Source organism: Rhizobium sp. NPDC090279 (assembly GCF_044769665.1).
Taxonomy (GTDB): Bacteria; Pseudomonadota; Alphaproteobacteria; order Rhizobiales; family Rhizobiaceae; genus Rhizobium.
Window position 1 is genome coordinate 800591 of sequence record NZ_JBIVYI010000001.1, and the last position, 26471, is coordinate 827061.

The 26471-nt window shown below is 61.5% G+C and carries 19 protein-coding genes and 2 pseudogenes; 8 read left to right on the forward strand and 13 right to left on the reverse strand.

All coding sequences use genetic code 11. The features are described from left to right. Nucleotides 1-35 precede the first annotated feature (35 nt). Nucleotides 36-2306 carry an FdhF/YdeP family oxidoreductase gene (locus ACIQWP_RS03635; RefSeq protein WP_402782465.1) on the forward strand — a complete coding sequence of 757 codons (2271 nt, stop codon included), beginning with the start codon at nucleotides 36-38 and terminating at the stop codon, nucleotides 2304-2306. A 7-nt stretch (nucleotides 2307-2313) separates the two neighbouring features. Here the strand turns inward: ACIQWP_RS03635 and guaD are convergent, their stop codons facing one another. From guaD to ACIQWP_RS03665, 6 genes are all read right to left on the reverse strand, one after another. Continuing rightward, a complete protein-coding gene (gene guaD / locus ACIQWP_RS03640; RefSeq protein ID WP_402782468.1) occupies nucleotides 2314-3672 on the reverse strand; it encodes a guanine deaminase in 1359 nt (452 codons plus the stop codon). A gap of 14 nt (nucleotides 3673-3686) precedes the next feature. Beyond that, nucleotides 3687-4544 (reverse strand): aromatic ring-hydroxylating dioxygenase subunit alpha, encoded by an 858-nt coding sequence (locus tag ACIQWP_RS03645; protein WP_402782471.1) that lies wholly within the window; start codon nucleotides 4542-4544, stop codon nucleotides 3687-3689. A gap of 33 nt (nucleotides 4545-4577) precedes the next feature. Further along, nucleotides 4578-5513, reverse strand: a complete 936-nt coding sequence (locus tag ACIQWP_RS03650; RefSeq protein ID WP_402782474.1) for an ABC transporter permease — start codon at nucleotides 5511-5513, stop codon at nucleotides 4578-4580. A gap of 13 nt (nucleotides 5514-5526) precedes the next feature. Beyond that, a complete protein-coding gene (locus ACIQWP_RS03655; RefSeq protein WP_402782477.1) occupies nucleotides 5527-6570 on the reverse strand; it encodes an ABC transporter permease in 1044 nt (347 codons plus the stop codon). A gap of 1 nt (nucleotide 6571) precedes the next feature. Beyond that, on the reverse strand, nucleotides 6572-8146 hold the full coding sequence (locus ACIQWP_RS03660; protein ID WP_402782480.1) for an ABC transporter ATP-binding protein: 1575 nt from the start codon (nucleotides 8144-8146) through the stop codon (nucleotides 6572-6574). Between the two features lie 73 nt (nucleotides 8147-8219). Further along, nucleotides 8220-9341: a BMP family ABC transporter substrate-binding protein gene (locus tag ACIQWP_RS03665; protein ID WP_402782483.1), complete on the reverse strand. Its 1122-nt coding sequence runs from the start codon at nucleotides 9339-9341 to the stop codon at nucleotides 8220-8222. Nucleotides 9342-9590: 249 nt separating this feature from the next. Between ACIQWP_RS03665 and ACIQWP_RS03670 the strand changes: the two genes are divergently transcribed. From ACIQWP_RS03670 to ACIQWP_RS03700, 7 genes and pseudogenes are all read left to right on the forward strand, one after another. Continuing rightward, a complete protein-coding gene (locus ACIQWP_RS03670) occupies nucleotides 9591-9827 on the forward strand; it encodes a hypothetical protein (RefSeq protein WP_402782486.1) in 237 nt (78 codons plus the stop codon). Then, complete coding sequence (locus ACIQWP_RS03675; RefSeq protein ID WP_402782489.1) at nucleotides 9824-10474, forward strand: Rieske 2Fe-2S domain-containing protein; 651 nt, start codon at nucleotides 9824-9826, stop codon at nucleotides 10472-10474. Before ACIQWP_RS03670 ends, ACIQWP_RS03675 begins: the two co-directional genes overlap by 4 nt. After that, entirely contained in the window at nucleotides 10474-11106 is a 633-nt protein-coding gene (locus tag ACIQWP_RS03680; protein WP_402782492.1) for a glutathione S-transferase family protein, read from the forward strand. The genes ACIQWP_RS03675 and ACIQWP_RS03680 overlap by 1 nt, the downstream gene beginning before the upstream one ends. Nucleotides 11107-11124: 18 nt before the next feature. Then, nucleotides 11125-12924: an adenine deaminase gene (locus ACIQWP_RS03685; protein ID WP_402782495.1), complete on the forward strand. Its 1800-nt coding sequence runs from the start codon at nucleotides 11125-11127 to the stop codon at nucleotides 12922-12924. Nucleotides 12925-13181: 257 nt separating this feature from the next. Further along, a complete protein-coding gene (locus tag ACIQWP_RS03690) occupies nucleotides 13182-13781 on the forward strand; it encodes a DUF1989 domain-containing protein (RefSeq protein ID WP_402782498.1) in 600 nt (199 codons plus the stop codon). Between the two features lie 90 nt (nucleotides 13782-13871). After that, a pseudogene (locus ACIQWP_RS03695) lies at nucleotides 13872-14835 on the forward strand (IS630 family transposase). Continuing rightward, nucleotides 14832-15051: pseudogene (locus ACIQWP_RS03700) on the forward strand (plasmid stabilization protein). Before ACIQWP_RS03695 ends, ACIQWP_RS03700 begins: the two co-directional pseudogenes overlap by 4 nt. Here the strand turns inward: ACIQWP_RS03700 and ACIQWP_RS03705 are convergent. The 7 genes from ACIQWP_RS03705 to putA form a co-directional block, all read right to left on the reverse strand. Next, nucleotides 15048-16121: an ABC transporter ATP-binding protein gene (locus ACIQWP_RS03705; RefSeq protein ID WP_402782501.1), complete on the reverse strand. Its 1074-nt coding sequence runs from the start codon at nucleotides 16119-16121 to the stop codon at nucleotides 15048-15050. The pseudogene ACIQWP_RS03700 and the gene ACIQWP_RS03705 sit on opposite strands and share 4 nt — an antisense overlap. A 1-nt stretch (nucleotide 16122) precedes the next feature. Next, entirely contained in the window at nucleotides 16123-18087 is a 1965-nt protein-coding gene (locus ACIQWP_RS03710; protein WP_402782504.1) for a glycoside hydrolase family 127 protein, read from the reverse strand. Between the two features lie 27 nt (nucleotides 18088-18114). Further along, nucleotides 18115-18978, reverse strand: a complete 864-nt coding sequence (locus tag ACIQWP_RS03715; protein ID WP_402782507.1) for a carbohydrate ABC transporter permease — start codon at nucleotides 18976-18978, stop codon at nucleotides 18115-18117. Further along, nucleotides 18975-19892 carry a carbohydrate ABC transporter permease gene (locus ACIQWP_RS03720; protein ID WP_402782510.1) on the reverse strand — a complete coding sequence of 306 codons (918 nt, stop codon included), beginning with the start codon at nucleotides 19890-19892 and terminating at the stop codon, nucleotides 18975-18977. The genes ACIQWP_RS03715 and ACIQWP_RS03720 overlap by 4 nt, the downstream gene beginning before the upstream one ends. A gap of 63 nt (nucleotides 19893-19955) precedes the next feature. Further along, nucleotides 19956-21197: an ABC transporter substrate-binding protein gene (locus ACIQWP_RS03725; RefSeq protein ID WP_402782513.1), complete on the reverse strand. Its 1242-nt coding sequence runs from the start codon at nucleotides 21195-21197 to the stop codon at nucleotides 19956-19958. Between the two features lie 40 nt (nucleotides 21198-21237). After that, nucleotides 21238-22194: a LacI family DNA-binding transcriptional regulator gene (locus tag ACIQWP_RS03730; protein WP_402782516.1), complete on the reverse strand. Its 957-nt coding sequence runs from the start codon at nucleotides 22192-22194 to the stop codon at nucleotides 21238-21240. A 530-nt stretch (nucleotides 22195-22724) separates the two neighbouring features. Continuing rightward, on the reverse strand, nucleotides 22725-26429 hold the full coding sequence (gene putA, locus ACIQWP_RS03735; RefSeq protein ID WP_402782519.1) for a trifunctional transcriptional regulator/proline dehydrogenase/L-glutamate gamma-semialdehyde dehydrogenase: 3705 nt from the start codon (nucleotides 26427-26429) through the stop codon (nucleotides 22725-22727). Nucleotides 26430-26471 lie beyond the last annotated feature (42 nt).

A 26471-nucleotide genomic window follows, 5' to 3' on the forward strand; every position in this document is an offset into this window, starting at 1 on the left:
GGGAGGACGTCGGTGGGTAACCAAAGGAGCGTACAATGGCGCAGAAACGTGAAGTCCCTGGTATCCGTCCCTACAACAGCCCGGCCGGCGGCTGGGGCGCGTTGAAAGCCACCGCCAAGGCGGTTCGCGATCAGATGGATGTGACCGAGGCGCCCGGTCTGCTGTTTCGTACCAACAAGCCGGCAGGTTTTGATTGCCCCGGTTGCGCCTGGCCGGACAAGGAGCACACCTCCACCTTCCAATTTTGCGAAAACGGCGCCAAGGCCGTGACCTGGGAAGCGACGAACAAGCGCGTGACGCCGGAATTCTTTGCCGAGCATACGGTCAGCGAGCTTCTGAGTTGGAGTGACTACGATCTGGAAAATGCCGGTCGGCTCACCCATCCGATGGTCTATGACCATGCCTCCGATACCTATCGGGCGATTGCCTGGGAAGATGCCTTTGTCCGTATCGGCGAGGTTATGAGGAGCCAGCCCGACCCTGACATGGTCGAATTCTACACCTCTGGCCGCGCCTCCAACGAGGCTGCCTTTCTCTTCCAGATCTTTGCACGCGAATACGGCACCAACAATTTCCCCGATTGCTCGAACATGTGTCATGAGGCGACCAGCGTCGGCCTGCCGCAATCGATCGGTATCGGCAAGGGTACGGTGTCGCTCGACGACTTCGATGAGTGCGATCTGATCATCTCAATGGGGCACAATCCCGGCACCAATCATCCGCGCATGATGGGTACGCTGCACGAATGTTCCCGCCGCGGCGTGCCGATCATCGTGTTCAATCCGCTGAAGGAGCGGGCGCTGGAACGTTTCGCCGATCCGCAGAACCCGATCGAAATGGGAACTTTCGGATCGACCCGGATTGCCTCCTCCTATTATCAGGTCAAGATCGGTGGCGATGCAGCTGCCCTCAAGGGCATCATGAAGGCTGTTCTGGTGCTGGCCGAGACCGAGCCGGACGCCCTCGATCAGGCATTCATCGCCGAGCATACAACGGGCTTCGATGCTCTCGTCGCTGACCTCAACCAGACGGAATGGGCCGATATCGAGCGGGTCTCAGGCCTTGCCCGCGCCGATCTGGAGCGGGTTGCCGCCATCTATGTCAGGTCGAAGGCGACGATCATCGCCTATGGCATGGGCATCACCCAGCACGCCAAGGGTACGGCCAACGTGCAACAGATCGCCAATCTGTTGCTGTTGCGCGGTAATTTCGGCAGGCCGGGCGCCGGTATCTGCCCGCTGCGCGGACATTCCAACGTGCAGGGCAACCGCACCGTCGGCATCACCGAAAAGCCGACGCCTGCGCTGATCGAAGGCATCGAGCGCGCCTTCGGCTTCAAGTCGCCGGCCCATCACGGCCACGATGCCGTCGCCGCTATGCAGGCGATGGCGGAAGGCCGCTCCAAGGTGCTGCTGTGCCTCGGCGGCAATTTCTCGATCGCGCTTCCGGACCCGGAACTATGCGCCGAGAGCATGCGTAAGCTCGATCTCGCCGTCCACATGAACACCAAGCTCAACCGGTCGAACCTGCTGATCGGCAAGGAATCCTTCCTGTTCCCGGTGCTCGGTCGTACTGAACAGGATGTTCAGGCGACCGGAGCCCAATCGGTGACGATCGAGGATTCGATGTCGATGGTGCATGCTTCGCGCGGCAGGCTGAAACCGGCCTCCGATCAACTCCGTTCCGAGCCGGCCATCGTCGCCGCAATGGCGCAAGCGACCCTGCCGGCAAGCAAGGTTGCCTGGATGGAGCTCATCAACGATTACGATCTGATCCGCGACAAGATCGAAGTCGTCTATCCCGATTTCGCCCGCTATAACGAGCGCATCCGCGTGCCGGGCGGTTTCCGTCTGCCACTCGGGCCGACCGAGCGTATCTGGAAGACGCCGTCCGGCAAGGCCGAGTTCAAGCTGTTCTCCGGCCTCAACGAGGATGTTTCGCTATCAGATGGAACCATCCTCAAGCTCGCCACCATCCGCAGCCATGACCAGTACAATACGACGATCTACGGCCTGGACGACCGCTATCGCGGCGTATTTGGCCGTCGCGACGTCCTGTTCATGAACGACAAGGATTTGAGTGCCAAGGGGCTGGAGCACGGCGATCTCGTCGAGATAGAGACGGCGCTTCCCTCCGGGACGAAGCGACTATTGAAGCTGACGGCCATCTCCTACGACATTTCCGAGGGCTCCGTCGCCGCCTACTATCCGGAAGCCAATTGTCTGATCCCGCTCGACTACCAGGACAAGGAAAGTGGCACGCCGTCGTACAAGTCCGTTCCGGTCCGCATCAGCAAGGCTGCGTAAAACTGCGTTAGACGCTGCGGCCGCCGACCCAGGTGGCCGCGATGTTTGGTCGCGAGGCCGTATAGATGATCTTCTGCAGGATGCCTTCCCCTGCATCGCGATCTTCGAACAACCTGATCGTACCTTTTTCGCTCGTGGCATCGACAACGACGGCATCGAATTGATAGCCGGGCGCAAATTGTCCAACAGGCAGGTTGAGTGCTGCACCGCCGCCGGCTGTCGCTATATAGAAGGCATCGCGGAAATCGATCCGCGCCGCTCCGAATGCGGAGCGGCTTTCGGCCGGCATATTCGGATCGACACCACTCTGCAGCATCCTTGAGACGAGAATGGCGCCCCGGCCGTTTTCCAGCATCGACGCGCTCGGCCCGCCTGATATATCCGTGCCGAGGCCGACATGCAGCCCCTTCTCCAGCGCCTTGCGCAAGGGGAAGACTGCATTGGCGAAATAGGCGTTCGAAAGCGGGCAATGGGCAACGGCGGCTTCGCGGGCCTTGATCGTCTCCATGTCCTTCGGTGTCAGAAAATTCGCGTGCGCCAGCACCGTGCCGCGGCGAAGCAGACCGAAGCGATCGAGGCTCTCGGTATCCGTCATGCCGTGGCGGGCAAGCACATAACCATGAGCCCAATCGCTTTCCGAGCAATGGGTTTGCACGTGGCAGTCGCATTCCCGGGCGATCGCGCCGAGTCCTTCGAGGGTGGCATCCGTGCAGGAGGGAATGAAGCGCGGCGTGACCACAGGCAGGATGCGGCCCTCATCATTGTCGGGATGGCCGCGCACATAATCGATAAGCGCGCGGGTACCTTCCAGCGCGGCCTCGGTCGAGGCGTCGCGATAGTAGTCGGGGCATTCCTGAGGATTGTCCATCGCCACCTTGCCAATCAGGGCGCGCTGGCCCTTTTCGAGGCAGATGTCGACCAGCGCCCTTGTTGCCTCCTGATGGATGGTGGAAAAATAGAGCGCCGTTGTCGTGCCGTTGGCAAGAAGGTCCTCGACCAGCAGGCCATAGACATGGCGGGCGAAGGCGACATCCTCATAGCGCGCCTCCAGCGGAAACGTGTATTTCTGCAGCCAGACTTCCAGCGGTACGTCAAGGGCGTCGCCGAGCTGCGGATATTGCGGCGCATGCACATGCAGGTCGACGAAACCAGGCAGAAGATAGGACCCTGTTGGAAGCGTCACCAATTCGCCGGTGGCTTCGCGGGCCTCGCGAATGGCACGATAGTTGGGGTCGCCGTGGCGATGAAGCGCCTTGATCGCGCCGGCCGCATCGATCTCGATCAGAACGTCATCCAGAATGTCGATCTTGCCGCGCACGCGCGAATGAAAGCCCGAGGCGCTCAGGGTCTTGCCACGCAAATCCATTGCTGTTCTCTGTTTCAGGCAGCCATGATGGTGGTGCCGTAGGTAATGCCTTTTTCCTTCAGCCAGCGCCGATAGGCAATCGAGGTGGCGTCCGCGCGAGTCGGAATTTCCGCGCGCGGTTCCAGCGGTAGCAGCACCGGGCGCTGGTTTTCAAGGATGATGCGGTCCTGCAGGAAGATGAGCTGTTGGAAATGCACCAGCTCCGTCGTCGTCGAGACATCGTCGATCAGGAACATGACCGGATGCGCGCGGCAGCGATCCGGGTCCAGCGGCTGCACGAAAAGGCAGATAACATCCCAGCGATTGGCGGCGTTCGGGCAGGTCTTGTAGAGCAGCGTCGCAAATGGCGTCATCACCCGATAGATATAATCCGTCATGATGCCTTCGCTGGCCGAAAGTGCCGCCTGCGGCTGGAAGAACTGGCAATTGGTCGCCCATACCTCGTCGACATCGCGGCGGATTTCGACATTATACTGCGCCACTTCGGTGTGCGGCTCGGCACCGAGGATATCGGTGTGGACGAAGGGAAAGTGCGCCAGATCGAGGAAGTTTTCCACGATCCGGAGCCCGGAGGCGCGCACCGCCACGGTACCGCAATTGACGATCCGGCGATCCGGTTCATCGGCCTCGGGCAAGTCGAACAAGCCTCCCGTCGGTGTGCCGAGCGTCGTCCAGACGAGACCGAAGCGATGGAGCAGCGGCAAGGGCTCGGCGCGTCCGTCGGCCTCTACGAGCATCGTGCCGTCGTTTGATCGCGTTACGGTGAGATCTGTGCCGAGAAGACGGTTCCTCGATCTACCGAACGGAATCTCGCTCTCGGTTTCCAGCGCATACCATTGATCAAGGGCTGCCTTGTCCAGACACTGACTCATGCGAGGCTCCTTTTTCTTGTCTATCGGTTCACTTTAGCGGACATCGCGATAATAGGGCAGTCCGATGGCAGCCGGTGCTGCCATGATGCGGCGCATGCGCTGCCATGCCAACACCGGCACGATGATGAAGGCCATCGTGCCGAGATAGGGCAACATCGACAGGAAGGCGGGCGCGATCGGCCAGCCACGCGCCTGGCCGACGAAGCCGATTGCGGTGATGAGGCCGAACAGAAGGCCCGAGAGAACGGCCGCAATCGGTCGGTAGCCGGCGAAGATCACTAGCGCCACCGCAATCCAGCCGCGACCTGCAATGACACCATCGGACCAGGACGGCACGAAGGCGAGTGTCAGGTAAGCACCCGCGCCGGCGGCAAGGGCAGAGCCGGCCGTAACATAGGTGCAGCGGATGAGATTGACCGAAATGCCGGCCGCATCCGCCGCTGCCGGGTTCTCGCCGACGGCACGCAGATTGAGTCCGTGACGAGTGCGGAACATGATGTAGCTCAGCGCTATCGGCAGGATAATATAGATCAGATAGACGAGGATGTTCTGCGAGAAGAAGGCCTTGCCGAGGATCGGAAGATTGCTGAGCAGCGGGATCTCGATGCCGGGGAAGGTAGCGCGCGCTGGCATGCCGGAATAGGCGCGGCCGATGCTGGAGGCGATGCCATTGCCCATCAACGTCAACGCCAGGCCGCACAGCACCTGATTGGCACGCAGCAGGACGGTGGCTGCGGCGAAGATCGCCCCGAAAAATGCGCCGACCAGCAAGGCCGCGAGGAAACCGAGCGTCGGCGAGGGATAGATCGTGGTTGCGGCTATGCCCGTCAGTGCCCCCATCGCCATCAGCCCTTCGACGCCGAGATTGACGACGCCGACCCGTTCGGCCAGCACTTCGCCTAGAGCCGCAAGCGCCAGCACGCCGCCGGCGAGAAAGGCTGTGGTCAGGAGGCCGGTGAGAAGATCCATGGTCTCTTGTCCTTCAGGTCTTGTCGCGGGCGATATGATAATGAGCAAGCTCATCGCCGATCGCCGTCAGGAACAGGATGAGCCCGGTGATCGCGAGTACAGCCGAGGTGGTCAGCCCCTGCGTTTGCAGGATGATCCCGGAATTCAGGATGAAGGCCATCAATGCCGCCGAGAAGATGACGCCGACGGCCGAATTGCGCGCCAGTACCGCGACCATGATGCCGAGATAGCCATAATTGTTGGAAATGCCGCCCTGCAGGCGATGCACGGTGCCAGCGATCTCCAGCATACCGGCAAGGCCGGCAATGGCACCGGACAGAAGCATGACGGTGATCAGATGGCGGCGCGCCGGTATGCCGGCATATTGGGCCGCAGCGGGGTTGGAGCCAACGAGGCGCACTTCATAACCCCAGCGCGAGAACGCCAATAGGCCGGCGACGATGATGGCGGCCAGAATGGCGACGGGGAGGCCACAATGGATCGAGCCCCAAAGCTCCGGTATCTCGGCCGACAATCGCGCCGTTGCCGAATTCGCCGTGCGGTCGCGCCAGGCGCTCGTCGAGACGTAGAACACCAGAAGCACGGCAACGAAATTGAGCAACAGCGTCGTGATCAGTTCATTGACGCCGGCATAGGCGCGCGCCAGCGTCGGGACAAGAATCCATGCCGCTCCGCCGATGAGGCCAGCAAGAAACATCAGCGGCAGGATCACGACGGGCGGACCGGGTACAAAGAGGCCGACCACGGCGGCACCGAAGGCGCCGGCATAGAATTGCCCCTCGGCGCCGATGTTCCAGACACCGATCTGCTGGCCGACGGCGACGGACAGTCCCGTCAGGATGAGGGGGACCAGCAGCACACCAAGATCCTGCAGGCCGAAACTGGAGCCGAGGCTTGAACTGATCACCTCGGAGGCGAGTTCGAGCGGATTGGCGCCGGTTGCGGCGAGGACTAGACCGGCAAACACGAGTCCCAGCAGGATAGCCAGGATGCGAGCGGCGAATGCCTTGCTGGGCGAGGCCGAAGGCAAGCGGTGAAGACGCCAGGACCCGCTCATCTCAGGCAACCTCGCGCGCAAGGGTGCGTCCACCCATCAACAGACCGATCTGGTCGATATCGGTCCTGTCATTGTCGACTACTCCCATGATCCTGCCTTCGTAGAGCACGGCGATGCGGTCGGAGAGATTGAGGAGCTCTTCCAGTTCCTCCGAGATTAGCATGATCCCCGCGCCAGCATCGCGCAGCTCGACGATGTAGCGCAGCATGGTGTTGATGGCGCCGACATCGAGGCCGCGGCTTGGATAGGCTGCGATCAAGACCTTGCTGGCGATGCGCATCTCACGCCGGGCGACGAGGCGCTGCTGGTTGCCGCCGGAGAGATTGCGGATCGGCATGTTGAAGTCGGGAATGGTCACCTCCGCCGCCGCCGCGATCTCCCTGGCGAGTGCGGCCGCAGCTCCCGGCCGGTAGGCCCCGCCGGCCGAGATCAATGGCGTCTTGTATTCGCGCATCACGGCATTGATGGTGATACTGAGCGCTGGAGCAAGGCCGCTGTGAAGCCGGTCTTCCGGTATATGGCCGATGCCATTGTCGGCGAATGCCGCCGCATTGCTGCGCTCGACGGGGTATCCGTCGATGAGGACGCGCCCGCCGCTGATCGGCCGCATGCCAGCCAGTACCTGGCTCAATTCGCGCTGGCCGTTTCCGGCGACACCGGCAATGCCAAGGATCTCGCCGGCATGAACCGCAAGCGAGATATCATGCAGTACCTCGGTGCTGGCGTCGTTCCTTGCCGATACGCTTTCCAGGCTCAGCACCGGCTTCGCTGAGATCGAAGCTGCGCCGGCCGCGCGCTGGCGCATGTCGGCAAGCACGATGTCACGGCCGACCATCAGCTTGGCGAGCATGCGGGCGTTGCAATCGGCGGTCCTTTCGGTCGCGACCTTGCGGCCGCCGCGCAGAATACTGATGCGGTCGGAAATCTCCAGCACCTCGTCGAGCTTGTGGCTGATGAAGATGACGGCATTGCCATGGGAGACGAAGTCGCGCAGCGCCTTGAAGAGCTCGCGGGCCTCTGCCGGTGTCAGCACGGCGGTCGGCTCGTCGAGGATGAGGACGCGAGCCTGGCGCGCCAGCACCCGCAGAATCTCGACACGCTGCTGCTCGCCCGTCGAAAGATCGCTGATGCGGGCGGCGGGGCGGGTCTGAAGATTGAATTTTTCAGCGAGCGCTGCCGTGCGCGCTTCCAGCACCTGTGCGGAGGCACGCCGAGGCGTCTCCGACCATCCGAGATGGATGTTTTCGGCAACGGTGAAGGCCTGAACCAGCTTGAAATGCTGATGCACCATGCCAATGCCGGCGGCGATCGCCTGAAGTGGCGTGGCAAATTGCCTGGCGTAGCCGTCGATGATGATCTCGCCGGCATCGGGCTGATAGATGCCCGTGAGGATGTTCATCAATGTCGATTTGCCGGCGCCGTTTTCGCCGAGCAGGGCGTGGATCTCGCCAGGCAGAACCTCAAGATCGACATTCTCGTTGGCAATGACGCCCGGAAAATACTTGGCGATACCCTTGAGCTGGACCAGGGGCGGCGCGCCGGGAGGAGCGGAGAAGGGTGTCGCGGTTTCGGTCATCGAATGCATACCAGACAGTCATGGGACAGGCCCCGGCACAGATCGGCCGAGGCGCAATTCTCAATTGGCTTGCTCAGGCGCTGAGCCCGGTGACGCCTTCGACGGACCAATCCCAGCCATAGAGGTCGTTATCGGTCATCGCCTGGCCGGCGGCGACGCGAACCTTGCCGGTCGAATCCTTGATTTCACCGGCAAAGGGCGACCAGCCGCCGATGATCTTGTCGCGCACAGCATCGGCCGCCGCCGCGACATCGGCCGGGACCTTTTCGCCCCATCTGTCTCTGTCGACACCAGCGCCCATGGCAAAGAGCGCATTGCTCGGCGCCCAGGTGCCGGCCAGGCGTTTGCCGACCTGATCCACATAATACTTGCTGAAGTCGATGAGAACGGACGAAACATAGGAGTTCGGGCCGTAGCGGCGGATGTCGGTATTCCACATGGCCGCCCAGACGCCGCGCTTTTCGGCGACCTGCAGATAGCCGGCTTCGTCCATGATGCCGAAAAGGAAATCGCAGCCATTGTCGATCAGCGCCGTGCCGGCCTGCGTTGCCGCCTGCGGATCGAACCAGGAATTGATGGCGATGGTCTGCAGCGTTGCATTCGGATTGACCGAACGTGCGCCCATCAGAAAGGCGTTGGTCGAGGCAAAGACCGAAGCGACAGGGAAGGAGGCGACATAGCCGAGCTTGCCGGATTTCGACAGATGGCCCGCCGCGACGCCGATAACATAGGTCGGATACCAATGGGCGAGATAGTACCAGCCGAGATTATCCATATCGACCCGGCCATCGCATTCGAGGAAGGCGACGTCAGGGGCCTGCTTGACGACGGCGTGCAGGAAGTCGCCGTTCGAGGAGGTGTCGAAGATGATGTTGGCGCCCTCGCTGACGAATTGCCGATAGGTGCGGGTGGCATCGGCGGAATAGGGGATGTTCTCGACCTCAAGAACCTTCTTCAGCTTCGGGTAGGCGGCCTTGACTGCAAGCAGGCCCTGATGGTGCGCCCAGGTCCAGCCCTCGTCCGAGATCGGGCCGACATGGCCGAAACCGACGACGGCATCCTCTTCCTTGATCGCCGGAAAGGAGGCTGCGGCGTAGGCACGGCTGGCAAGGCCTGCCGGTAGCATCAGGGACGCCGCACCGGCAGCGCTCATGTTTAGAAATCCGCGACGGGACAGCGAACGCAAGTCAATCATGGGACCCCTCTTTTGATTAGGTGCGCCAGCAGCGCCCGGATCTGATCGACGCAACAATTATGCCAGTTGCCGCGCGGGGATCGGCCGGATGTCTGTTGCTCGATATCAATCCGCGCTGCAAAGCCTCTTGAATTTCGAAAGCCAGCGCGGCTAGAATGCCTAAAAGTGAAGCATGTTTATTTTTTATGCAAAATGGGCATTTTTGATGCGCAACGTTGGCATGGATAGAACGGGCGAGATCTTCGAGGCATGATCGAGGCGGCGCGTTTTGTCTTTCGGGGACGGATGGTGTGCGACAGTTTCGTCGAGTTTGCTCGGCATCGCGCCCGTCGGTTGGATCTGGACATCGACGTCGGCGCCTGCGACGCGCGATCGGCGACGCTTGCCGTCAGAGGCCAGAACGATCTTGTCGACGCTTTCGAAATGGCCTGCAGCCTTGGCCCCTATGATTGCGTCATCCTCGATATCGAGCGGAGTGGTTTATGAAACTGGAAACAGAATGGGTGCCGGTGGCGCTTTCGGCGTCGATCGAGGCAGGGACCTCGGCTGGCGCCGTGGTCGATGGCAGCGAGATTGTCGTCTGGCGCGACAGTAGCGGCAAGGCGCATGTCTGGGAGGATCGCTGTCCGCATCGGGGCATGCGCATGAGCTTTGGTTTCGTTCGCGGCGATCACATCGCCTGCCTCTATCACGGCTGGCAATACGATAACGCCGGGCAATGTCGTTATATCCCGGCACATCCCGCCCTTGAGGTGCCGCAGACTATCAAGGTGCCGACCTATTTAGCCGAGGAGAAATACGGGATCGTCTGGGCGACAGCCGCAGGTGAGGCTTCATTGCCTGACATCGACGGGGTTACAGACGTAACTCCTGTGCGTAGCCTCTACATCGATCGCCGCGCAGACGACGTCGCGGCCGCGCTGTGCGAGAGCGGCGCCACCGATATGGGCTTGCTGCATGTAGGGGATGATTGTCTGCTGGTGGCGCTGCAAAGCATCTCGCAAAACAAGACAGGCCTTCATATCGTCATAGCCGGCGCGCCGGCCGCGCATACTGGCGCCAAGCAGAAACACTATGCTGTTTGGGCCGAAAGGCTGCGTTTCGATCTCGAACAGAAAGCGGAGGTTGCCTGATGGCCGGCATCACGCTCTACAATTACGAGATGGACGAGGGCAGCTATCGCGTCCGCCTGCTGCTTTCAATGCTGAAGCTCGCCTATGCGACGATCGCCGTCGATATGTTTCCGGGCCGAGAGGAGACGAGGCAGCCCATGCTGGCGCTCAATCCCTTGGGAACGATGCCTCTGCTAAGCGACGGTGACCTCGTGCTGCATGGCACTGAAGCAATCCTTGCCTATCTCGCCAAGGCCCACGATCCCTCGCGTCTCTGGCTGCCGGAGGATGCGCCCGCTTTCGGCGCGACGATGATGTGGTTGCATTTTTCGGCGACGGCGCTTGCGCCCGCCATGGCGGCACGCTTGAAATCCTTGTTCGATACGCCCGGCGATGAAACGGCCCTTCATACCGGCGCGCGCAAGGCTTTCCGCCTCATGGACGACCATATGACGCTGCGTCAGTTCGATGGCCGCGAGTGGTTTGTCGGCGATGGCCCGACGCTTGCCGACCTGACGCTGTTTCCGTCTTTCGCGCTCAGCCGCGACTATGGTATCGATCACGACGACTATCCGGCGCTGCGCCGTTGGGTGCGGCGTTTTCGTGCCGTCGAAGGCTTCCGCACCATGCCGGGCATACCCGACTATCACTGATTTCGAATGGGGGATTCGATGACGCTCACACGTTTTTCCGTCAAGCCGCTTTCGACCATGACCCGCATGCTCGCCGACGTTGCCTCGGCGCGTCGCGAGCCGGATCTGGTGATCAAGGGCGCGCGCGTATTGTCGACCTATTCGGAGCGGATTCTGCCGGACAAGGAGATCTGGGTTTCGGGAGGTCGCATTGCCGCCGTCAAGCCGGCTGGCAGTTACCGAGGCAGCGGCGCGAAGCTCTATGATGCCAAAGGAGGGATCATCGCGCCGGGCCTCGTCGATCCGCATATTCATATCGAATCGAGCATGGTGACGGCCTGCGCCTATGCCGAGGCCGCTCTCTTGAACGGCACGACGACCATTTTCTGTGACAGCCACGAGATCGGCAATGTCATGGACGTCGCCGGCGTCGAGGCGATGCTTGAGGATGCGCGCCATGCGCCCCTGTCGATCTTCCTGACGGTGCCGAGCACGGTGCCGGCAACCTCGCCGCAGTTGGAGACGGCGGGCGGCGACCTGACGCCGCAGAAGATCGCCGATCTCTTCGACAAATGGCCGGAAGCCCTGGCGCTCGGCGAGAAGATGGATTTCGTACAGGTGGCGATGGGCGACGAGCGCAGCCATGCGATCCTGGCGGCGGCGCTGGAGCGAGGACGACCGGTCTCCGGCCATGTCTACGGCCGCGAATTCGTTGCCGCCTATGCGGCATCCGGCGTGACGGATACACACGAAGCCATCGACCGTGAGATCGCCGACGATATGCTGGAGGCGGGCATATGGCTGTTCCTGCGCGGCGGCCCGCCGACGACGCCCTGGCACAGCCTGCCGCATGCCATCAAGACGATTACCGAACTCGGCGCGTCTCACAAACGGATCGCCGTCTGCACCGATGATCGCGATGCCGAGGACCTTCTGCTCTTCGGTCTCGATTGGGTAACGCGCGAGGCGGTCAAGGCCGGCATGACGCGGGAGCAGGCCTGGGCGATGGGCTCGCTGCACGGTGCGACCCGCTTCGGCATGGAGAGCGAGATCGGCGGCCTCGGTGGCGGTCGCCGTGCCGATCTGGTGCTGCTGCGCGACGATCTGAAGCCCGTCAGCACCTGGTATGGTGGCGAGCTGGTGGTCGAGGACCGCAAGATCACCCCCGTCCTCGATGCGGCGCTGTCCAATCCCTATCGCTATCCGGAAGCCGCCTATCACACGGTGAAGCTACCCAAGTCGCTGAAGCTGACGCCTGAGTTGCCGACCGAGCCTGTGATTGCTCATACGATCAAGACCGAGTTGCCGGGTATCATACTCGGACATGTCAGGGTTGAGCTTGAGCCTGCAAACGACTGGCAGACGCATTTTGACCGCCATGGTCTTTGCTTTGTGACGGTCGTCGAGCGTCATGGCAAGTCGTCCGGCAATGTAGCCTATGGCCTTCTGAACAACTTCAATTTGAAGAAGGGGGCGGTTGCTTCCTCCGTCGGCCATGACAGCCACAACATCATCATCGCCGGCACCAACGAGGCGGATATGAAGGTCGCGCTTGATGCGATCGAGGCGGTACAAGGCGGCGTCTGTGTCGTCATGGACGGCAAGGTCACAGCCATGGTGCCGCTGCCGATCGCCGGACTGCTCTCCGACAAGCGCGTGCACGACGTAGCGGAAGAGGTGAAGGCGCTGAAGGTCGAATGGGAGAAGGCCGGCTGCACCATCGCCTATATGGGCTTCAACCTGATCCCGCTCTCCGTCATCCCGGAAATCCGCATCACTGACAAGGGCCTCGTGCTTGTGCCGGAAATGACGATCGCACCGTTGTTCGAGCCGGTGTGACACTCATCTATCTGTGTCATCCAGACATGTCGGTGGCTGGATGTGAGGGGTCATATTGATCGGGTAGGAGACCACAATATGGTTGAGCCATGATTGCCTGTTCGGAGCGCTAGAGCCTTTCCGCTTTTCTTCAAATCGCGAAAACGCTCTATCTCTTTGTTCTCCCGCAATTCCGGACGGAAAACCGCTAAGCACTTTTCCTGAAATTGCTCTAACACTCTCATCTTGCTGCGATCCCGCAGAATCCGGAGGCTCAAATGCAAGAACACCAACACTCAGTCATCCCACCGCAGTCGGGCGGCTGGTTCCGGTTGCGCAAGGGTCAGCACGCGCGCGTGATCGATCCGGAAGGCCAGCAGGTCGCGGACATGTGGGCATTCGCAGTGAATGGTGACGATGTGGATTGGCTCAGCACCTCGCAGACCCGCGATATTACCGAACGCATGTTTCCCCAAACGGGCCACAGCTTCTATAGCGAGAAGGGACATCCACTTCTGACGCTGGTGGAGGATAACTCCCCCGGCCCTCACGACATGCTGTTTCCACCGTGCAGCACCGCTCTTTACGAGCGTGCCGGGCTGCCCAATCATCCCAACTGCCAGGACAATTTCCTTGGCGCCTTGCGCGAAGCCGGGATTTCCGTGCCCTTCGTGCCCAATCCGGTGAACCTCTTCCAGAACTCGCCGCCGCAGCCCGACGGCCGGCTCGATGTGCTTGCATCCGTCAATCCGCCCGGTGGCAATGTTCTCCTGCGCGCCGAAGCCGATCTGATTCTCGTCCTGACCGCCTGCTCAGTCGACTTCCATCCGACCAACGGCGACAAATGCACGTCGATCATTGTCGAGATCGATAGCTAGATCATTTCCGTCCTTTTCTGAATCGAATGGGATTCCCAGGTCGACTTGATCCTGATTCATTGACGCTGGCTTGAAGGAAGTCAGCGTCCCATGACCGCACCATTATCGAATGATCTTCGTGAGCGTGTTGTAGCCGCGATGTTTTGCTGTGAAAGCATTCGTGCGGCGGCTGCGCGTTTCGAATTGGCCGCGTCCTCGGCCGTGAAGTGGTCCCAGCGCCATGGCGCGACCGGATCGGTTCGTCCCAGCAAGATGGGCGGCTATCGCAAGCGCATCCTGGAGTCGCTCGTAGCTTCTTTGCCGCGCGACTCGATCAGAACCCACATCTGACGCCGCATGGGCTGAAGGCTGAGTTGGCATCGCGCGGCATCGTCGTCTCCCACAACACCGTCTGGGAGTTCATCCGCAGCGAGGGGCTGCGCTTCAAAGAAAACGCTGTTCGCCCTTGAGCAGGCCCGCGCCGATGTCGCTCGTAGAAGATAGCGATGGAAGACCTTGCAACATCATCTCAACCCTGGACAGCTTGTCTTCATCGACGACACCTGGATCAAAACCAACATGGCACCCATCCGGGGCTGGGGACCAAAGGGCAAGCGTCTGCGGGCGTTTGCGCCGCACGGCCACTGGCGCACGCTGACATTCCTCGGTGTCCTGAGAAGCGACCGGCTGGCAGCGCCTTGTGTCTTCGACGGACCGATCAACGGTCAGCGCTTTCGCGCCTATGTCGAACGGCATTTGGTTCCTGTGCTCAAGCCAGGCGACATCGTCATCATGGACAATCTCGGCAGCCACAAGTCGGAGACAATCCGTCAGGCGACCAAAGCGGTAGGTGCATGGCTCCGGTTCCTGCCACCCTACTCGCCCGACCTCAATCCGATCAAACCTTCGACCAGCTCCAGAGGCCGTTTCCAAGATCAAGCATTGGATGCGCAACGCACAAAAGCAGACCATCGATGACACGTGGCGTCACATCGGCAGCCTGGTCGAAGCAATCCAACCCCACGAATGCGCCAACTATCTCACAAATGCTGGATATGATTCCGGTAAAACTTGAAATGCGCTAAGGTACAAGACATCGCGCATCGGCTTGCCCGGCGCGAAAACCGCCCGATTGCCAATGTTGTCGAGCGTGCGCTTGAAGCCATGTTATTCGAGAGGCTCGTCGCGAACCCGCATCGTCTTCCATGCTCGAATGGCCATGAGCGACGATGACGATATCGACTTTGAAGCCGTCCTTCGCGAGGAGCATCAACTCAGTCACAATACCTAGCGCAGCCTTTCTCCCTGCTTGTCGAAATAGCGCCGCCGCTCGGCCGGGCAGTGTAGGTGGAGCGTGTCGCCGCGCTCGATATCAGGCCCGTCGCGGTATTCGGCAATCAGTGATTGGCCATCTTCCGTCTGGCAATAGAGATAGCGGGTGCCGCCCAGATATTCGGTGACGTCGACCGTGACCCGGACTGCATCCTCCCGATCAGATGTGACGACGAGATGTTCCGGACGCATGCCGAGCAGGATCTTTTCGCCGGATGGCGGCTTGTCCTGCGCTAGGTCGACCTTGATGCCGCCGCCGCCGACCTTCGCTGCCCCTTCATCAGACCACATGGCTTCGACCATGTTCATCCTGGGCGAGCCGATGAAGCCGGCGACAAAGCTGTTGGCCGGATCTTCATAGACCTCGCGCGGACTGCCCACCTGCTCGATCCGGCCATCTCTCAGCACGACGATCCTGTCGGCAAGTGTCATGGCCTCGGTCTGGTCGTGGGTAACGTAGATCATCGTATTGCCGAGCTCGCGATGCAGCCGGGCAATCTCGATGCGCATCGAGACCCTCAGTTCAGCATCGAGGTTGGAGAGCGGCTCATCGAAGAGAAAGACATCGGGTTCGCGAACGATGGCGCGGCCGATGGCGACACGCTGGCGTTGGCCGCCGGAGAGCTGCCCCGGCCGGCGGTCCAATAGGTGATCGATCTTGAGGATTGCTGAGGCGGAGCGTACGCGCCTTTCGATTTCTGATGCCTCCGTTCTGGCCATCTTCAGCCCGAAGCCGAGATTGTCGCGAACGCTCATGTGCGGATAGAGCGCGTAGGACTGGAAGACCATGGCGATGCCGCGCTCGGACGGATCGAGATCGGTGACGTCTAGGCCCTTGATGGCGATTTCGCCGTCGGTGACTTCCTCCAGCCCGGCAATCATGCGCAACAGCGTGGACTTGCCGCAACCGGAGGGGCCGACGAAGACGACGAAAGCGCCTTCCGGTATGTCGAGATCGATGCCGTGAATGACCTCGAGCCCGCCGAAGCTCTTGCGGACGCCGGTGAGCTTCATTCCGTTCTTCTTCATGTCAGGCTCCGCGCTGCATCTGATCAGCGCGGAGCCAGACAAGCATCTCGCCGGGCTCGCGATTGTCCCAGAGATGGTAGGGGACGAAACGCGCGGTGGAAGGAATACCCTTCGGTGGTGCCGTCCGATAGAGATCCGCGCCCCAGTCAGCCGTCTCGCGTGTGACGGCAACATCGAGCGCGACCGCACCCTCCAGCGCGGCAATTTCCGTCGTCTTGGCCGATGCCGGATTGCTGGAAAGCGAAATGCCGTTGAGGTCATGGCCATTGTCCGTGGTCTCGACGCAATAGACGAGCGGGCCGCGCATCAGCGCAGCGCGTCCGGCGTCCTGGCGGACTTTCGGATTGGCAAACAGCGCGCGCGGAATGAGCGGAAGGGTGAGATCAACGCTGTCGCCCGCCCGCCAATCCCGCTCGATGCGGGCATAGCCGTCGACGGTTACCGTTGCCAGATCGACCGGCGTGCCATTGACGGCAAGCGTGGCACCTTCGGCCCATTCGGGGATGCGCAGCGACAGCGCAAATCTGGCTGCGCGATCGGGATTGACCTCGAAACGAATTGCGCCGTCCCAGGGGTAACGCGTCGTTTGGGAGAGGGTGACAGTCACGCCATTTGCCAGCGGTACGCGAGCCTTGCTCTCGCCGTAGAGATGGACGGCGATTTCGTTGTCGGCGGCAGCATACATATAGGAGCCGACCGAAGCGAGCAGGCGGGCGATGTTGGGCGGGCAGCAGGGGCAATGATGCCAGGTCCAGCGATGATGCCTGCCGGCGCTCTCAAGCGGATTTTCATAGAAGAAGGTCTTGCCGTCCTGCGACAGTCCCGCCATCGCGCCATTGTAGAGCGCCACTTCCATGATGTCGGCATAGCGGCGGTTCGGGCCGCGCCCGAGCATGCGGTTGGCCCAGAAGACGAGGCCGACCGAGGCGCAGGTCTCGGCGTAGGCGCTCTCGTTGGGCAGATCGTAATAGTCGGTGAAGCCTTCGTTGGAAGCGGCCGGGCCGATACCGCCCGTGACATACATCTGCTTGGTCGTCAGGTCGTCCCACAGTGTCTCGAGTGCTGAGGTCAAGGTGTCGTCGTTATACTCCGTGGCGATATCGGCCATGCCGGAATAGAGATACATGGCGCGCACCGCATGACCCACCACCTTGGTCTGGTCGCGCACCGGCTGATGGGCCTGATTGTATTCATAAGTACCGAACAGATAATTTTGGGGGTCTCGCCCGTCTCGTCGGGCCTCGGTGTCAAAATAGTGCGGCTGGGTGCCCCGCTCGTCAATGAAGTATTTTGCGAGATCCAGATAAGTCTTGTTGCCCGTAGCCCGCGCAAGTTTGACAAGCGCCAGTTCGATCTCTTCGTGGCCGCAGTAGCCCCTTAATTGACCTTCGCCATGGCCGAAAACGGTGATCATATAGTCGGCGAAGCGGCTCATGATATCGAGCAGCTTGCGTTTTCCGGTCGCCTGATAGTAGGCGACCGCCGCCTCGATCAGGTGCCCAGCGCAATAGAGTTCGTGGTGATCCCGAAGATTGGTCCAGCGGCGATCGGGATGGACCCGTTGAAACCACGCATTCAGATAGCCGTCCTCGTCCTGCATCTTTTCATACATGTCGATGATCGCATCCGCGCGCGCTTCAAGCTCCGGGTTGCGGCGGCGGTAGAGCGAATAGGCAATGGTCTCGATCGACTTGCCGAGATCGCTGTCCCAGAACATCTGTGTGGACACCATGGCCTTTTGCTCCGTCGCCGGCATGGTAGGGCTCATACTCTTTTGGGGAATGACGATACCCGGGCTTGGCTGGTCGACATCGATCGCCTTGATCATGCCGGCTTCGACGCAGCGATCGAGCAGGGTCGCCGCGGTGGAGTTGCAGATTGCATCCTGACGATCGCCGAACAGTCCCGCGAGCTCGACATTCGGAACGGGCAGGGGGCGGAACTGGCGGCTTTGCTTGTCTGACATGGCTTTCATCCGTTTGTTTGAAGGTGGTCATTTCACCGCGCCGGCCATCAGCCCGCGCATGTAGTAACGTTGCAGAAGCAGGAAGACGATGACGCAGGGGATGGTCATGACGGTTATACCGGCCTGGACCGCGCCCCAGTTGACGGCGCCGAGGCGACCGGTCCTGACGGCGATCATCAGCACCGGAAGGGTGAATTTCTCATTGCTCGACAGCAGCACCAGTGCTGCCAGGAATTCGTTCCACGCGTTGAGGAAGGCGAAGATCGCGATCGTTGCCACGCCCGGCAGCACCAGCGGAAACAGCACGCGGAAGAGAAGTTTAAGATCACGTGCGCCGTCGATGCGCGCCGCCTCCTCGATTTCCTTCGGCACCGCGTCGAAGGCGTTGCGCATCATGAAGACCGAGAAGGGCAATTGCAGCGTCACATAGACCAGCGTCAGCCCGATCAGCGAATTGTTGAGGCCGAGCTTCGCCAGAATGATGAAGAGCGGCGTCAGGATCGACTGGAACGGGATCATCAGCGTTGCGATGACGAGAATGAAGAGCGCGCCCTTGAAGGGGAACTGGTAGCGCGAGAAGCCGTAGCCGGCGAGCAGGCTGATGATGACGGTCAGCAGCACCGTGCCGACCGAGACGAAAAGCGAATTCAGCGTATGCTGCAGGATACCGGCGCCGAAGCCATCGAGCGAGCGATAGGCATCGAAGCTGAAGCCGGTCGTCGGCCATGGCGGCAGCGGCGGCAGGCTCGCCTCGGAACCATGTCGGAATGAAGACAGGAGCGCGATCGCGAAGGGCGCGAAGAAGACGATGACGATGATGACGCCGATGCCGTGATAGCCAACGCAGCCCCAGAGCTTGCGCCTTGCCCGGCGCTCCCTTGCCGTGGTCATGGCCGGTCCTCCCCGCCGCGCAGCAGCCAGAGCTGGACGATGCTGATCAGCACGAGAATGACGAGCAGCGCGATCGACAGTGCGGCGCCATAGCCGAGATTGAAGGAGACGAAGGACTGGTTGAAGATGTAGTAAACCACCGAGATCATTCGGTTCTGCGGCCCACCTGATGTCATGATGTAGAACTGGTCGAAGGCGAGCACCGAGCCGGTGATGGAGATGATCAGCGCGAGCGCGATGGTGCGGCGCATCAGTGGCAAGGTTAGGTGCCGGAAGCGCTGCCAGCGCTTGGCGCCATCGATGCGGGCGGCCTCGGTCAATTCGGAAGGGATCGCCTGCAGGCCCGTGAGCAGGATGATCATGGTGAAGCCGGCGATCTTCCAGACGACCATGACGATGATCGTGGCAAACGCCATGTCGAAATCGGCGAGCAGATTCGGCCTCTTGTCGACCAGACCGAGGGCCTGCGCAACTGGCGAGAAAAAGCCGCTGTCGACATTGGCGAGCCAGACCCAAAGCAGCGAGGCCGTCGCGAGCCCAACCACGACGGGAAGGAAGATGATCGTCCGATAGAAGCCCACGAAAGGCCGTGGCTTCTCCACATAGAGTGCGAGCGGAAAGGCCACGGCGAAGATGACGATGGTGACGATGACCGTGTAATAGGCGGTGAAGCGCAAGGCTGCCATGAAACGCATGTCGGAGAGCATGCGCGTATAGTTGCCGAAGCCGATCCAGCGCGGATTGCCGAGCAGCGGCCAGTTATGCAGGCTCATCCAGACGGTATAGGCGACGGGCAGAATGAAGAAGACGATGACGAGCGCCATGGCGGGCGCAATGTAGAGAAATCCGTGCCAGCTGGCACGCCTTCGCCGCTTGCGAGGCCGTGCGGCTGCGATAGCTCCAGGACCAGCCATGGAATGCTCCCGATGTTGCGATGGAAGGGCCGGGAAGCCTGAAGCCTCCCGGCATTCTTGCGCTTATTGCTGTTGGGCGTTGTCGATGATCGATTGCATTTCCGATTGGGCGTTGGCGAAGGCTCCGTCGACGTCGCTGCCGAAGATCGCCGCATTGGTGAAGCCTGCCCAGGGGCCGTTGGCGCTGTTGATCAGATCGTTGAACTGCAGCGTGTAAGGTGTCTTGGCGATCGATATGGCTTTGAGGCCAACCTGCATGCGCGGGTCGAGGCCCTGGAGCACCTGATCGGCGATATCGCCGCGCGTCGGCAGGCTGCCGTACTTCGCCATGATCTTCTGTCCTTCGAGCGAATAGGTATATTCGAGGAATTTCTTCACCGCATCGAGCTTCTTGGTGCCCTTGGAGATGACGAAATTGTCGCCGCCAGCGAAGGACGAGGGCTTGCCGTCGACGCCGGGGATCAGCGTCACGCCGAAATGGATGTCGGGATATTGCGTGATCAGCGTGCCGATCGAAAAGGCGCCGATGCTCTGCTGGCCGATCCTGCCGTTGCTGATGCTGAGGAAATTGGCGCCGGTGTCGCTCGCGGCACCCGCTGGCACCAGATCCTTTTTGACCATGTCGCGGTAGATGCCGACTGCCTTGCGCATCTGCGGCGTGTCGAGCGTCGCTGTCTTGCCGTCGACCGAGAGAATGTCGGCACCAGCACCCCAGACGAGCGGCGTGAAGGTGAAGATCATGCAGCCGCCACAACCGCCGCCTGAGAAATAGAAGCCGTAGGTATCGCCGCCGAGCGCGCGGATTTTCTCGGCATTCTGCTCGATCTCGTCCCAGCTGGCCGGCGCCTTCTCCGGATCGAGACCGGCTTTTTTATAGAGGTCCTTGTTCCAGGCGAAGACCGAAGTCTCGACGGAGAGTGGCAGGCCATAGATATGGCCATCATAGGTGCCGAGCTTCACATGCGAGGGTGAAAGCGAGTTGAAATAGGGCAGGCTCTTGGCCCAGTCGGTCAGGTCTGCGAGCTGGCCGGCTGCCGCAAAGGCCGGCGTGTAGATGAGGTCCATCGACAGCGCGTCGGGCGCCTGGCCGCCGGCGATGGAGGTTGCGTATTTCTGCACGAGTTCCGAGAAGGGCACTTCTGTCAGCGTGACCTTGTCGTCATGGCCGGCATTATAGGCCTCGACGACCTTCTTGAAGGAATCGCCGATGCCGCTGCGCACCCACATGGAGATGTTCTCCGCAGATGCGCCGGATGCAAGCATTAAGGATATGAGGCCGGTTGCGGCCAGAAATCGCTTCATCATGTTCTCCTCCCGTGGGGCAACTCCCATTGCCCCTTCTTGATTAAAGCTCGGGGTCTCCCCCGCATGATTGCCGCACGATAAGTTCGCAGGGCAATGTCCTGATCCCCGGTTCGACACTACGTCCTTCCGCCAGCGCCAAAACCGTCAGCCCGGCCTCCCTGCCGAGCGCCTTGAGATTCATGTCGACCGTCGTCAGCGGCGGTCTTGTTTGCGCGGCGACGATTTCCCAATTGTCGAAGCCGACCACCGAGACGTCCTCCGGTACCCGCACGCCGCGCTCGCGCAGCGCATCGACGACCGCCCGCGCGATCTGATCGTTGCCGCAGAAGATGCCGTCCGGTTTTGCGCCGGTCGCCTTCCAAAGCTGCGCCACCGCCTGATGGCCCCAAGCCTCCGACCAGCTGCCGTACATGACCGGCAGCGCGTCGCCGGCAAGGCCACGATAAGCCTTGGCGCGCTCGCGCACCGAGACGAAGCTGTCCGGCCCGGTGACATGAGCGATCCGGCGACGACCGAGGCGCTGCAGCCATTCGACGGCGAGGACCGCTCCCTGAAAATCGTCGGCACAGAAGGTGACGCTGTCAGGCGCACCCTCGGTGAAGGCATAGACCACGGGCACGAGCAGATTGGACAGATCGACCGGCAGGCGGCGGTCGATCCGCTTGCCCGAGGCGATGATGCCGTCCACATGTTTGTCCAGTAGCGCGTCCACATGAACCTTTCCGAGCGCCGGATCATCCTCGATTGTGCAGAGGAAGACCGAAACCCCATGATCGACGAGCGCTTCGGTGATGCCGGCCATGACCGGCAGCGTGAAGCGGCCATATGTATCGTTGGTCAAAAGACCGATCGTGAACGTGCGATTGCTGAGCAATCCCTTGGCGAGAGCATTCGGCCGGAAGCCGATCTCGGCAGCGGCCCGCTTGACCCGCTCGCGGGTGTCGTCACCCATGCGGCCGGTATTGTTCAGGGCTTTCGATGCCGTCGAAATGCTCACACCCGCGGCCGCCGCAACGTCGTGAATCGTTGCACGCCCGCTTTTCGCACGCTGATTTTCCAGATGTCTTCTCCCACTCGATTTTCTTGAGAAAAGCTTTTCTCATCGCAGGAGTCAACTAGAGAAAAGCTTTTCTCAAAATTTTCTGCATGGAGGAGAATGACGCCGTGAAAGGCGGATGCGGATGCGCGGACTATGTTGAAACGTGCATTGAGCACGAGACCGATGCGAAGTGGGAGATTTGAGTGGGGTGCGGTCCTTCACCACCCGCCCTCGTGGTTCGAGGCGCCGGCCCCTTCGACAAGCTCGGGAGCCTGCGTACCTCACCATGAGGGCTAACCTCTTGTACAATGCGCCACACTGAACTGGTCTCATGGAGCAGGAATCTTCTTTATGTGACGACGTGTGCTCCATCCTCACCCTGAGGTGCGAAGCCTCGAAGGGCGAGGATGGCCCGCGTTTTCCCAAAAAAACAGCGGCCGAGACCTTGCCGGTCCGGCCGCCGCGTAAATTTCAGATTGCGGCTGGTGTTAGCCGATCGTCATCAGGCTGGCATTGCCGCCGGCCGCTGCGGTGTTGATCGACGTCGTCACTTCTTCAAGCAACCAATTGAGGCAATAGGCGTCGGCATTCTTAGCGATTTCTTCGCTCGAGGCTGCCTGGGTGAGAACCAGCGGGCCTGGAATTGCCGAGATCACCTTGATCGCCTGCTGGACCCGCTCGGCATTGCCCTCGATGAGAGCGCCGGCGAAAGGTCCATCCGCTGCCCAGTCCTTCGACCAGGAGATGCGGTTGGCGACCTGCGCCGGCAGATTGCGAAGCTCGTCCTGCAGGCCCGATGCGGCATCGATGATGATCGAATTGCCTGTCTCAAGCCCGGCAGCGATCTGGACATGCAGGCCAAGGGCTGTCTGCGGAGCAAGCAGGATTCTGCCGCGCGGATGCAGCGCGTAAAGGTTCAATTCGCCAACCGGGCCCTGAAGCTCTGTGTTGAAGCCCAACGACGACCGGGCAGCAACGGCACGGGCCTGCTTGGCCGCGTCCGCAGCCCCCTTGCTTTCGAGCCAGGCGATGAACTGTTGTGCGGCCGGATCGCTTTGCACAGAGGCGTCGCGCAACGGTTCGGTCGGGGAGGCGACCAGACGACGCAGATACATCGGGCCGCCTGCCTTCGGACCGGTGCCGGACAGGCCACGGCCGCCGAAGGGCTGTACGCCGACGACGGCGCCGATGATGTTGCGGTTGACATAGAGATTGCCGGCGCGCACGCGCTCGGTGACATGGGCGATCGTATCGTCAAGCCGGGTGTGAAGGCCGAAGGTCAGGCCGTAGCCGGAGGCATTGATATCGGCGATGAGCTTGTCGAGACCCTTGCGCCGATACCGGATGATATGGAGAACCGGGCCGAAGACCTCGCGCTTGAGATCGCTGAGCTTCTTCAGCTCGATAATGGTCGGGGCGACGAAGGTGCCCTTGTCGGCGGCGGAAGGAAGATCGAGTTGTTCGACATTGCAGCCGAGCTGGCGCATGCGCTCGATATGCTCGTCGATGCCGCGCTTGGCACTATCGTCGATGACCGGGCCGATGTCGATGGCGAGACGATCGGTCCTGCCGACCGAGAGCTCGCGAAGCGCGCCGCGCAGCATGGTCAGCGTGCGATCCGCCACTTCTTCCTGCAGGCAAAGAACGCGCAGTGCCGAGCAGCGCTGTCCGGCGCTGTCGAAGGCCGAGGCGATCACGTCGCCGACCACCTGTTCGGCAAGGGCGGAGGAGTCGACGATCATGCCGTTCTGGCCGCCGGTTTCAGCGATCAGCGGGATCGGCTTGCCGAATTTGGACAGCCGTTCGGCTAGCTGTGCCTGGATCAGCCGGGCGACCTCGGTCGAGCCGGTGAACATGACGCCGGCGGTTTCGGGCGCGCCGACGAGTGCGGCACCCATTCTGCCGCTGCCGGGCGCGAACTGCAGGACATCGCGCGGGATGCCGGCTTCATGCAGGATGCGGACACCCTGAGCGGCAATCAGCGGCGTATTGCCGGCGGGCTTGGCGACGACAGGATTGCCGGCGACCAGCGCGGCGGCAACCTGGCCGGTGAAGATCGCCAGCGGAAAATTCCACGGGCTGATGCAGACGACAGGGCCGAGCGGGATGCTTTCCGGATTCAGCACCTTGCGTGCCTGCGTGGCGTAGTAGCGGAGGAAGTCGATCGCTTCCCTGATCTCGCCGACGGCATTCGCAGCCGATTTGCCAGCTTCGCGGATGGTCAGGCCGACGAGGGCAGGCATCTCGCTCTGCATGAGATCGGCGGCACGCTCCAGGATGGTGGCGCGCTCGTCGGGGCTTACTGTCGCCCAACGCTCGGCAGCGGCGGCTGCGAGCCGCATGACGTCGGCCGCATCCTGCGGCTCAAGTTCGGTGACCTGGCCGACGACGTCGGCGTGGTCGGCGGGATTGAGAACGGCACGGGTGGTGCCACGTTCGGAGCCATCGGCAAGGAGCGGCTTTGCGATCCAGTCCTTCGCCGCCGAGGCCTGCAGCTGCGCGGATAGTTCGAGGAGCGTGGTCTCATTCGAGAGGTCGATGCCGCCAGAATTCTGCCGCGCACCGCCGAACAGGTCGGCAGGGAGCACGATCTTATCGTGCTGCGCGCCGACAACGGTCATCGCGCGCACGCGCTCGACGGGATCGGCTGTCAATTCGGAGACCGGCACGGCGGGATCGGCGATCTTGTTGACGAAAGACGAATTGGCGCCGTTCTCGAGCAGGCGTCGCACGAGATAGGCAAGCAGCGTCTCATGCGTGCCGACCGGAGCATAGATGCGGCAGGGGCGACCGAGGTTCTGGGCGCCGACGACCTCTTCATAGAGCGGTTCGCCCATGCCATGCAGGCACTGGAATTCGTACTTGCCAACCGAAAAGTCGCTGCCGGCCATCTGGTAGATGGTGGCCAGGCTCTGGGCGTTGTGAGTGGCAAACTGTGGGAAGACCACATCGGTCGCTGCAAGCAGTTTCTTGGCACAGGCGACATAGGATACGTCGGTATAGATCTTGCGGGTATAGACGGGGAAGCCTTCCAGGCCGTCCAGCTGCGCGCGCTTGATCTCGGCGTCCCAATAGGCGCCCTTGACGAGACGGACCATCAGGCGGTGGCCGGAGCGACGGGCAAGATCGATGATGAAGTCGAGGACGAAGGGGCAACGCTTGCCGTAGGCTTGCACGACGAAGCCGATGCCGTCCCAGCCGGAAAGATCTGGATCGAGGCACAGTTCTTCCAGGAGATCGAGCGAGAGTTCGAGCCGGTCAGCTTCCTCGGCATCGATGTTCAGGCCGATATTGTAGCCCTTGGAGAGCAGCGCCAGCGCCTTCACCTTCGGCAGAAGCTCACCCATGACCCTGTCGGCCTGCGAGCGCGAATAGCGCGGGTGCAGTGCGGAAAGTTTGATAGAGATGCCGGGGCCTTCATAGATGCCGCGGCCGGCGGATGCCTTGCCGATCGCATGGATCGCGTTTTCGTAGTCGCGATAGTAGCGTTCGGCATCGGCATGGGTCGTCGCGGCTTCGCCAAGCATGTCGTAGGAGTAGCGGAAACCCTTTGCTTCTAGCGCACGAGCGCGCTTCAACGCTTCATCGATGGTCTCGCCGGTGACGAACTGCTCGCCCATCATGCGCATGGCCATGTCGACACCACGCCGGATGACCGGCTCGCCGGCGCGGGCGATCAGCTTCGTCAGCGAGGCGGAAAGTCCGCTTTCGTTGACGGTCGAGGTCAGCTTGCCGGTGACGACCAATCCCCAGGTGGCGGCGTTGACGAACATCGAGCGGCCGCCGCCAATATGCGACTTCCAGTCGCCGCCGGCGATCTTGTCGCGGATCAGCGCATCGCGGGTTGCCGTGTCGGGAATGCGCAGCAGCGCCTCGGCGAGGCACATGAGCGCAACGCCCTCCTGGCTCGAAAGGGAATATTCCTGCACCAACCCTTCGACGCCATCGCCCTTGTGCTTGGCGCGCAGCGCTTCGATCAGCTTCCTGGCTGTTTTCCTTGCAGCCTCGCGGGTAGCCTCCGGCAAGGTGGCAGCCTCGATCAGGGCGGGCAGGCACTCGGTTTCAGGGCGTCTGTAGGCGGCGGTGATTGCCTGGCGGAGCGGGCTCTGCTCACGGATGGGCGGTGCGAAATGCGAAAATGGGGCAACGTCTGGAGCTGGTTCTTCGGTGGCGAGCTTGGCAGAGACAGTCATGATATCCTCAAGGTGCAAGGGTCCCGATGGCGTAAGTGGGCG

Excerpts from the sequence above, each read along its gene's own strand:
- ACIQWP_RS03665 (WP_402782483.1), bottom strand. The coding sequence starts at position 9,341 with ATGATTGACTTGCGTTCGCTGTCCCGTCGCGGATTTCTAAACATGAGC.
- putA (WP_402782519.1), bottom strand. The coding sequence starts at position 26,429 with ATGACTGTCTCTGCCAAGCTCGCCACCGAAGAACCAGCTCCAGACGTT.
- ACIQWP_RS03670 (WP_402782486.1), top strand. The coding sequence starts at position 9,591 with ATGATCGAGGCGGCGCGTTTTGTCTTTCGGGGACGGATGGTGTGCGAC.
- ACIQWP_RS03680 (WP_402782492.1), top strand. The coding sequence starts at position 10,474 with ATGGCCGGCATCACGCTCTACAATTACGAGATGGACGAGGGCAGCTAT.
- ACIQWP_RS03645 (WP_402782471.1), bottom strand. The coding sequence starts at position 4,544 with ATGAGTCAGTGTCTGGACAAGGCAGCCCTTGATCAATGGTATGCGCTG.
- ACIQWP_RS03660 (WP_402782480.1), bottom strand. The coding sequence starts at position 8,146 with ATGACCGAAACCGCGACACCCTTCTCCGCTCCTCCCGGCGCGCCGCCC.
- ACIQWP_RS03675 (WP_402782489.1), top strand. The coding sequence starts at position 9,824 with ATGAAACTGGAAACAGAATGGGTGCCGGTGGCGCTTTCGGCGTCGATC.
- guaD (WP_402782468.1), bottom strand. The coding sequence starts at position 3,672 with ATGGATTTGCGTGGCAAGACCCTGAGCGCCTCGGGCTTTCATTCGCGC.
- ACIQWP_RS03685 (WP_402782495.1), top strand. The coding sequence starts at position 11,125 with ATGACGCTCACACGTTTTTCCGTCAAGCCGCTTTCGACCATGACCCGC.
- ACIQWP_RS03725 (WP_402782513.1), bottom strand. The coding sequence starts at position 21,197 with ATGATGAAGCGATTTCTGGCCGCAACCGGCCTCATATCCTTAATGCTT.
- ACIQWP_RS03690 (WP_402782498.1), top strand. The coding sequence starts at position 13,182 with ATGCAAGAACACCAACACTCAGTCATCCCACCGCAGTCGGGCGGCTGG.
- ACIQWP_RS03635 (WP_402782465.1), top strand. The coding sequence starts at position 36 with ATGGCGCAGAAACGTGAAGTCCCTGGTATCCGTCCCTACAACAGCCCG.
- ACIQWP_RS03720 (WP_402782510.1), bottom strand. The coding sequence starts at position 19,892 with ATGGCTGGTCCTGGAGCTATCGCAGCCGCACGGCCTCGCAAGCGGCGA.
- ACIQWP_RS03710 (WP_402782504.1), bottom strand. The coding sequence starts at position 18,087 with ATGTCAGACAAGCAAAGCCGCCAGTTCCGCCCCCTGCCCGTTCCGAAT.
- ACIQWP_RS03650 (WP_402782474.1), bottom strand. The coding sequence starts at position 5,513 with ATGGATCTTCTCACCGGCCTCCTGACCACAGCCTTTCTCGCCGGCGGC.
- ACIQWP_RS03715 (WP_402782507.1), bottom strand. The coding sequence starts at position 18,978 with ATGACCACGGCAAGGGAGCGCCGGGCAAGGCGCAAGCTCTGGGGCTGC.
- ACIQWP_RS03705 (WP_402782501.1), bottom strand. The coding sequence starts at position 16,121 with ATGAAGAAGAACGGAATGAAGCTCACCGGCGTCCGCAAGAGCTTCGGC.
- ACIQWP_RS03655 (WP_402782477.1), bottom strand. The coding sequence starts at position 6,570 with ATGAGCGGGTCCTGGCGTCTTCACCGCTTGCCTTCGGCCTCGCCCAGC.